Here is a 7,187-nt window from a genome sequence, read left to right as displayed (position 1 = left end):
AAGTGGCTTTTTCTAGGAGTGGAGCATGGTGATAACAACGCTGGGTCGCTCATGACTTCCTGCAGAGCTAATCCCTTTTAGTGTTGATCGTAATGACCACCGATAGCGAAGATATAAATGGCGGTATCGTCGAATCGGTATATCAAGCGGTCTCTTTGTGAGGTTCGCTTAGACCATAGCCCCGTCAGGTTGTGTTTGAGCGGTTCAGGCTTGCCCAAGCCAGAGGCGGAGTCGTCAGTACGTAGCATTTCCTTGAGCAATTTACAGAGCGCTTTGTGCAGGCGTTTGTCCTTTTCACGCATGGCTTCATACGCCTCCCAGGTATTCCCCTCAAATACCAGTGATCTCATCCATTTGCTCTTTGGTCGGTTGATAACCTTGGCGGCGTTGATGTGTCTCAAGAGAGTCAGCAATTTGTTGCATAAGGTTATTGCTTTGCAGTACGTGGAGTGTTTCTTGCTCCCTCTCCCAGTCGTCCGCGCTGATAACCACAAACGCTTCACCAGCACGCCGAGTTACCTTAAGAGGTTCGTGACGGCTGATGACTTGCTCCACGACACTTTTTAGATTGTCTCTAAACTTGTTAACGCTAATAGTGTCCATAAGGCCACCTTTATGTACGGGTATTCCGTACAAATATACACCCAGATGGCTTGGCGGACCAAACCGGTTATTGAATTTCTATATGAGGGGAAGGGGGTGGTAGCCTTGGCCTGGGTTATGTCTTTCGTGATACAAGCCAAGGCTCGGCGTTTTAGCCTTAATGACCGAAGTTGACGAGGAGATCCATCATGCAGAAGGTAAGAATCGACTTGGTGTCCGATGTTGCCTGCCCGTGGTGCGCCATCGGCTACCGCCGTCTGGAACAAGCGCTGGAAACCTTGAAGGGCGAGATCGATATCGAGCTGCACTGGCAGCCCTTCGAACTCAACCGCGACATGCCGCCTGAGGGCGAGCCGATCCTGGAGCACTTATGCCAAAAGTACGGCAAGGATGCGGCCACCATGGAGCAGTCTCAGCGCGAGATTATGAAAGTGGCCGAAGGGCTTGGATTAAACTTCCGTGGCGCGCAGGAGCGGCGGGCGAACAATACGTTCGATGCCCACCGCGTGCTTGCGTGGGCTGGAACGCAAAACCAAGAGACAGCCCTGCAGTTGGCCCTGTTTGATGCCTACTTCGGTGAGGCGAAAAACCCTTCAGACCCAGAGGTTCTTCGCGAAAAGGCCATTGAGGTTGGGCTTGACGGTGACACTGCCGAAGCCATTGCCCGGTCTGATCAGTATGCGGACGAGGTTAGAGCGGCACAACAGCGATTTATGGAGGCGGGGGTGAGTGCGGTGCCGGGGTTCATCCTCGACGGCCGCTACCTGATTTCTGGTGCCCAGCCCGCTGACGTGCTGGTCGATGCGCTTCGTCAGGTGGCTGAAGAAAACGCGAACGGCTAACGTCTCGCTTTAGAGTGGTCACCGAGTCTACTGACTTCAATTCAACTGTGAAAAATGTCCATGACGTCATCACTTCATCGCCTCTACTCTTTTCGTCGCTGCCCCTATGCCATGCGTGCCCGGCTCGGCTTATTGTTTGCTGAGTTACCGGTGGAGCTGCGCGAAATCACATTGAAGAACAAACCGGCCCAGATGCTAGCGATTAGCCCGAAAGGCACTGTGCCTGTTTTACAGCTTTTTGCTGGTACTGTGATCGAAGAGAGCCGAGAAATAATGGTGTGGGCGCTTGAGCAACAAGATCCGCAAGGGCTGTTAGATGCGAAGGTTAGGACTCAGGCCAATGCCCTGATCGAGCAAAACGATAATGAATTTAAACATTGGTTGGATCGCTATAAATACGCCGACCGACATCTCGAAATGACCCAGGCAGAGTACCGGCAACGGGGTGAAGCTTTTTTACAGGTTTTAGAGGAGAAGCTGACTCAAAAGCCTTATCTTCTGGGAGATGACGCGACCATTGCTGATATTGGCATCATGCCTTTTATCCGCCAATTCGCCCATGTAGATCGCGATGTTTTTTATAGCCTACCTTATCCGCACCTGCAGCGGTGGCTACAACACTGGTTGGAGCACGCATTTTTTCTGCAGGCCATGACCAAGTTTCATCCATGGCAAGAAGGGGATGACGTGGTGGTTTTTCCATTTTGAAAAGCGCTACCTGTTAATTCCTTATCGGCGTATCACTCGTTTGGTCGATGGTTAGCACGTCCCACTGGCCGCGATTGCCTTACCTGTTTTGGGCGTAAGCCGCATTAAGTCGTTTGATAATGCTCTTTGCGGGATGCCCGGTTTGCAGCCCTGTTGCCAAAATGCTGGAAGCCTTCGGCTTGAAAGTCCATGTGGCCGAAGAACTTGGATTGAATTTCCGGGGGAGGAGAGCGCTATGTGTCGCGCTGATGGAGCAAGGGGCCTCGCAGCGCCACGTAAGCAGTTTTACACTCAATGTGTATGAGTCGAATACAGCCGCTTTTCGCCTTTATCAAGCGTTGGGGTTTGTGGAAAAAGGCAGGGGTGATTCGGGGGCGTTAGCGATGATCAAGCCAATCACAACGCAGTAACTTCGTAACGGCTATTCAGAGCGGAGCGCCGCAGCGCTCCGCCTCTTGGCTTTATTCGCTCAGGCCAACCTTCTCCATAAACGCCCGCGCGTGCACATCCACCGCTTTAATAGCATGAACAATCTGCTTGGGTGTTAGCTCATACGCCAAGTTATGGCTTGATTCACCCTCTTTAAGCGCCGCTTCGGCTACGCGATAAAGATCTTCCTCGCTTGCCTGGTCAAGCTTCAGCGCTTTCAGCGTCACCGGTAGGCCCAGCGCCAAATAGAGATCTAAATACTCTTCAAGCTCCGCTTGCGGCGCTTGGTCGAGAATCAGCTGCGCGACCGTGCCGTAGGCTACTTTTTCGCCGTGGGTCAGGTTGTGGATTTCTCCATGCAGGGCGGTAAAGCCGTTATGAATGGCGTGCGCTGCCGCCAGGCCGCCGCTTTCAAAGCCCAGGCCGCTGAGCAGGGTATTGGCCTCAACCACGGCTTCAAATGAGGGCGTGACGATCTGCGCCTCGTTGGCTTGGTAGGCCAGCATGGCATGCTCAAAAAGGATGTCTTCGCATTTCTCACCAATCGTAGCACCCAGCAACGTGGCTTTGCCGCCCGCCATGTTGTTGGCGTTAGCGCGGATGGCGGCGCGGGCCTCAACCCAGGTGGCCAGTGCATCAGCAATGCCCGAGGCCAGAAAGCGCGGCGGCGCTTTGCAGATGATGCCGGTATCGACCAGTACCAGGTCGGGATTCTTGCTGTAGAAGCGGTAGGACTCAAACTCGCCATCGTCACTGTAGATGACCGACAGGGCGCTGGTAGGCGCATCGGTAGAAGCAGTGGTTGGCAGTATGGCACAGGCCGCTTCGAGCTTTTCAGCCACACCTTTGGCAGTGTCGATGGCTTTACCGCCACCAAAGCCGATAACAACATCTGCCTGCTGCTTGCGGCCGAGCTCAACGAGGCGGTCGATTTCGCGGGTAGAAGCCTCACCTTCGAACACTGCGCGCTCGAAGCTAACGCCTTCGCCTTCCAGGCTCGCGCTAAGCTCCTTACCCGCGATGTCCCAAACCACATCGTCGGCAATCAGCAGCGCCGTTTTTCCGAGCGCTGACACATAGTGTCCGGCGCGGGCGGTAACACCTTCCCCCTGCACGTAGCGGCCGGGGCTGATAAAGACTTTCTCGTTGATGGCTGTCATGGCAAATCGTCCCTAAAAGAGAGTGGGTTGCCTAACCATTGGTAACACATGAAAGGTGCATGTGTATTGCGTTCGTGTGACTTATTAGTGCTTATGTTGACCGCTGTCAGCCTTGTCGCAGGTTTGTATCTTGGCCACGCTAGCTTAGGTGTGGAAAGGCTAGCAGCAGGTTAAGGCCTGTTACTATCAAGAGATATTTGTGTAGGTGACTGCTCTTTTAATATAGTGCAGAGCGATGAATCCGGTACTAAAAGACGGGTAACAGGTGCAACAATCACATTGGGTGGAAAGCAGCGTTTGTTTATAGCCGACGGGGCTACCCTGACATCAACGCGGTGAGCCTGAGCAAGCATCTGATAGTGGATAGTTAGCGGTACAGGAGATAGAGCAGGTGATCTTTGAAAAAACGGAAATTAGATGAAGCAGTACGCTGCTCTAACTGTGGTGGCAACACGCAATACATAGTGCCGATCACATTTGGCAATATCGCCCTTATCGCACTCCAGATAATTATATTCGTGATGGGACTTGGCGCTCTCATCTTTTATGTAGCAAACGATATAGCCGCTTTTTTGGGTCTGCTGCTGCTTAGCTCTTTAAGCATTGCAAGGCCTCTTTATAGAACGCGACTGATCTGTAAAGAGTGCGCTGCACCCATTCATGACGCTACCTTGAAGTGGACGTTTGGCTCTGGCCCGTTCAAGCGTATTCCCCGCCTGCGCCGGGTAAACACTGACGTTAAACAGCCTGTTCTCAAAGCATGGCTACCTAACGCTACCTGGAAAAAATTATGTATTTCCTATCATCAGTTTATGGCGGCCAGCTTCGAAGATAATAACGAGGCGAGGTCAGTCCGCCACCTCAAGCAACTGGATGCGCTGGGAGGCGAAAAAGGAGCGCTTGGGCTTGGTTATCGCTACCTCAATGGCAAGGGGGTAAAGGAGGATCATGCCAAGGCTTACCAGTATTTTGAAAAAATCGCAGGTCTAAATGGCAAATGGTGTATAGAGGCGGAGTTTCAACTGGGCTGTATGCACATGCTAGGGCAGTTTGTGCCCGTCCATGACGTCAAGGCCGGTGAGTACTTCGAGAAAGCAGCCCATAAAGGTCATTCGCTTTCCCAATATAACTGGGGACTGGCGCTCATTGATGGCTGGGCTGGCTACGAGGATTATGTGAAAGGCTGTGAGTGGATAGAAAAATCGGCCGCTGCAGGTGTGCCCGAGGCACAGGAGGTACTGGGTCGACTAAATAGATTTAAGTCGTAGGGTGCTAAACGGCAGTACATTATATCTACCAGCGAACGCTTTTTTTCAATTGTTGAGCATCATCGTCAATATTCAAAAAGTACTGTGGGCGCTCAATGGACTGGGGCAAGTGACGCTACAGCCGGGTTTCATGGCGCTTTTTCTACTGCTTATGGCTACAACCTCGCAAAAGGTTGGCTATTCAAAATATAGAAGCAGCCTTGATCCTGTCAGTTGGGGGGGCTGTTTGGGCGTTTACCGTTTTACGCGCTTCTGGGAGTCACTATTTATCTTGTCGTGTTTCTATATTGCAGGAAGAGAAGGCGGCGGCATGAACAGTTCTGCGTTCAATGCGAGAAGGTTGTTACGCGAAAAGCGGTCGATCAATGCTCCTGTGGTGGCGAAGTGGGATATTTGGCAGATTACAAGTACGTTAAGGAGCAGGAAAGTACCAATTGAAAACCCACAATCATCGTTGTTTTGCTTGCAGAAGAAGCCGATTTCAAGTCATAACGTCTTGTGCAGGCTGTGTTAAGCCGAGTTTCAAATCACTTGGATAATTATGAACCTGCTCTTTCTAGGCACCTCCGCCGGTGTGCCCACCAAAAGCCGAAATGTGACTGGCATTGCTTTGCGCGAGAGCAAGGGCAAAGGCTGGTACCTGATTGATTGTGGAGAGGGCACCCAGCATCAGGTTTTGCGTACGAAGCTGTCGTTTCATTCATTAAACGCCATTTTGATTACCCATGTGCACGGCGACCACTGCTATGGGCTGCCGGGCATACTGGCGAGTGCGGGAATGAACGGCCGAAAAGCGCCGCTTACCATTGTCGCACCCGCAGGCATCAAAGCGTGGTGGGAGGCTACTTGCGAGGCCACGCAGCTAAGCTTGCCCTTCGCGCTGGAGTTTATCTGCTCAGATGACCTGCCGAGCATTGAGTTTGAAAACATGGCGGTTGCCACGTTCAAACTTTCCCATGGGGTGGCATCTTATGCCTATGCGTTGACAGAGAAAAACGTCGATGCTGCCTTGGATATCGAAAAGCTCATCCAGAAGGGGATTCCCAGAGGGCCGTTGTGGGGGCAGTTGAAAAAAGGGTTCGATATTGAGTTCGCGGGTGAGACATTAACAAGCCATGAGTGCTTACTCCTCAAGCATGAGGCCAGGAAAGTGGTCATCGCAGGAGACAATGCCCAGCCTGAGCTGTTGTGGGACGCGTGCGCTGGGGCGCAAGTGCTGGTGCATGAAGCCACGTATACGCAGGAAATGGCCCAGAAGGCGCTTGAAGTAGGGCATAGCTACGCCAGGCTTGTAGCTGATTTTGCCGAAACGGTAGCGCTGCCCAACCTGGTGCTGACGCACTTTAGCCCGCGTTATCAGCTCAACCCCCTGGCATCGCCCTCTATCGAGGATATCCGCAAAGAGGCCCAAAGCGCCTATTCGGGCGCGCTTTACCTGGCGCGAGATTTTCTTGAATTTAGCCTGGATAAGTCGGGCCACTTTTCTGAAGTGGCGAGCGAATAAGTTTTCCCGGTTTTAACGATTCTTGCGAATGGGCGGCTACCCGAAAGCAGGTAGCCGCTTCTTGTGATTGCCGGGAAAATCAGTCGCGGCAGTAGCCTTCACCCGCCTGCACTACCAGGCAGTCTTCTTTATCCGCTAGCCATTTCATGCCGGTGGCTTCGCCGTCTCCGGCGCGGAGTAGCTGCTGGCCGTCATCGCGGCTGAAGCTAATGCCGTCGTCTGTGGCTTGCCCTTCGAATGTGCCGCTTTGGTCGGCGTCCAGGCCGTACTGCATTTCAAGCAGATAATGGCCGGGGCCTGCCGTCTCGTCCTGTTGGACTTCAAGGTATAAACCCTCCACACCAGTCCATCTGCCGACCCATTGATCGGTAACCTCGTGAGAGAGCTGGCTTTGCTCGGCTACCGTATCTGAATCGGCGGCACTTGATGCGGCGGTATTGGTGTCTTGATTACACCCGCTGATCAGTATCATGGTGCCTAGGGCTAACGCTGTTTTCATCATGGCGAGTGTCACCGGCGGTGGGGTAGTTGAAGGGTAATCTGAGATTCGTCTTGATCAAGCCCTTTGGCGGAGATTAAAGGTACAGCACTCCCAATAGCGAGCTTTACGAGAAATAGACTACCCCTTTTTTTGCGCATCTATTCGCTAAAACACGGTGCTTATATTAGTTAC

10 protein-coding genes are annotated in these 7,187 nt (G+C 52.6%); 6 read left to right on the top strand and 4 right to left on the bottom strand.

Annotated elements, in window-relative coordinates; genetic code table 11:
- Positions 1-77 precede the first annotated feature (77 nt).
- Entirely contained in the window at positions 78-350 is a 273-nt protein-coding gene (locus ACT3TC_RS16785; protein ID WP_444641082.1) for a Txe/YoeB family addiction module toxin, read from the bottom strand.
- Entirely contained in the window at positions 331-603 is a 273-nt protein-coding gene (locus ACT3TC_RS16780) for a type II toxin-antitoxin system Phd/YefM family antitoxin (RefSeq protein WP_444641080.1), read from the bottom strand. The genes ACT3TC_RS16785 and ACT3TC_RS16780 overlap by 20 nt, the downstream gene beginning before the upstream one ends.
- Positions 604-791: 188 nt before the next feature.
- Between ACT3TC_RS16780 and ACT3TC_RS16775 the strand changes: the two genes are divergently transcribed.
- The 3 genes from ACT3TC_RS16775 to ACT3TC_RS16765 all read left to right on the top strand — a co-directional run bounded on the left by ACT3TC_RS16775 (position 792) and on the right by ACT3TC_RS16765 (position 2,563).
- Complete coding sequence (locus ACT3TC_RS16775) at positions 792-1,445, top strand: DsbA family oxidoreductase (protein WP_444641078.1); 654 nt, start codon at positions 792-794, stop codon at positions 1,443-1,445.
- 60 nt (positions 1,446-1,505) lie between these two features.
- Positions 1,506-2,153, top strand: coding sequence for a glutathione S-transferase (locus tag ACT3TC_RS16770; RefSeq protein ID WP_444641084.1), 648 nt, complete (start codon positions 1,506-1,508; stop codon positions 2,151-2,153).
- Between the two features lie 119 nt (positions 2,154-2,272).
- Positions 2,273-2,563, top strand: coding sequence for a GNAT family N-acetyltransferase (locus ACT3TC_RS16765; RefSeq protein ID WP_444641076.1), 291 nt, complete (start codon positions 2,273-2,275; stop codon positions 2,561-2,563).
- Between the two features lie 51 nt (positions 2,564-2,614).
- Here ACT3TC_RS16765 and ACT3TC_RS16760 read toward each other — a convergent pair whose 3' ends face one another.
- The gene (locus tag ACT3TC_RS16760; protein WP_087110182.1) at positions 2,615-3,742 is read right to left on the bottom strand and encodes a glycerol dehydrogenase; all 1,128 of its coding nucleotides are present in this window, start codon (positions 3,740-3,742) and stop codon (positions 2,615-2,617) included.
- A gap of 671 nt (positions 3,743-4,413) precedes the next feature.
- Here ACT3TC_RS16760 and ACT3TC_RS16755 point away from each other — a divergent pair.
- Genes ACT3TC_RS16755 through ACT3TC_RS16745 form a run of 3 tightly spaced genes read left to right on the top strand, consistent with a single transcriptional unit; the run spans position 4,414 to position 6,514 of the window.
- Positions 4,414-5,010: a tetratricopeptide repeat protein gene (locus tag ACT3TC_RS16755; protein WP_444641074.1), complete on the top strand. Its 597-nt coding sequence runs from the start codon at positions 4,414-4,416 to the stop codon at positions 5,008-5,010.
- A 49-nt stretch (positions 5,011-5,059) separates the two neighbouring features.
- On the top strand, positions 5,060-5,524 hold the full coding sequence (locus ACT3TC_RS16750; RefSeq protein WP_444641072.1) for a hypothetical protein: 465 nt from the start codon (positions 5,060-5,062) through the stop codon (positions 5,522-5,524).
- 27 nt (positions 5,525-5,551) lie between these two features.
- A complete protein-coding gene (locus ACT3TC_RS16745) occupies positions 5,552-6,514 on the top strand; it encodes a ribonuclease Z (protein ID WP_087107824.1) in 963 nt (320 codons plus the stop codon).
- Positions 6,515-6,593: 79 nt separating this feature from the next.
- On the opposite strand, the gene ACT3TC_RS16740 is transcribed toward ACT3TC_RS16745, so the two are convergent.
- A complete protein-coding gene (locus ACT3TC_RS16740) occupies positions 6,594-7,016 on the bottom strand; it encodes a hypothetical protein (RefSeq protein ID WP_444641071.1) in 423 nt (140 codons plus the stop codon).
- Between the last annotated feature and the right edge of the window lie 171 nt (positions 7,017-7,187).

This window comes from Halomonas sp. AOP27-A1-41, from assembly GCF_052378605.1.
In the GTDB taxonomy this organism is placed as follows: Bacteria; Pseudomonadota; Gammaproteobacteria; order Pseudomonadales; family Halomonadaceae; genus Vreelandella; species Vreelandella citrativorans.
The sequence above is the reverse complement of the archived record's forward strand: the minus strand, read 5'-3'. Positions and strand labels throughout refer to the sequence as shown.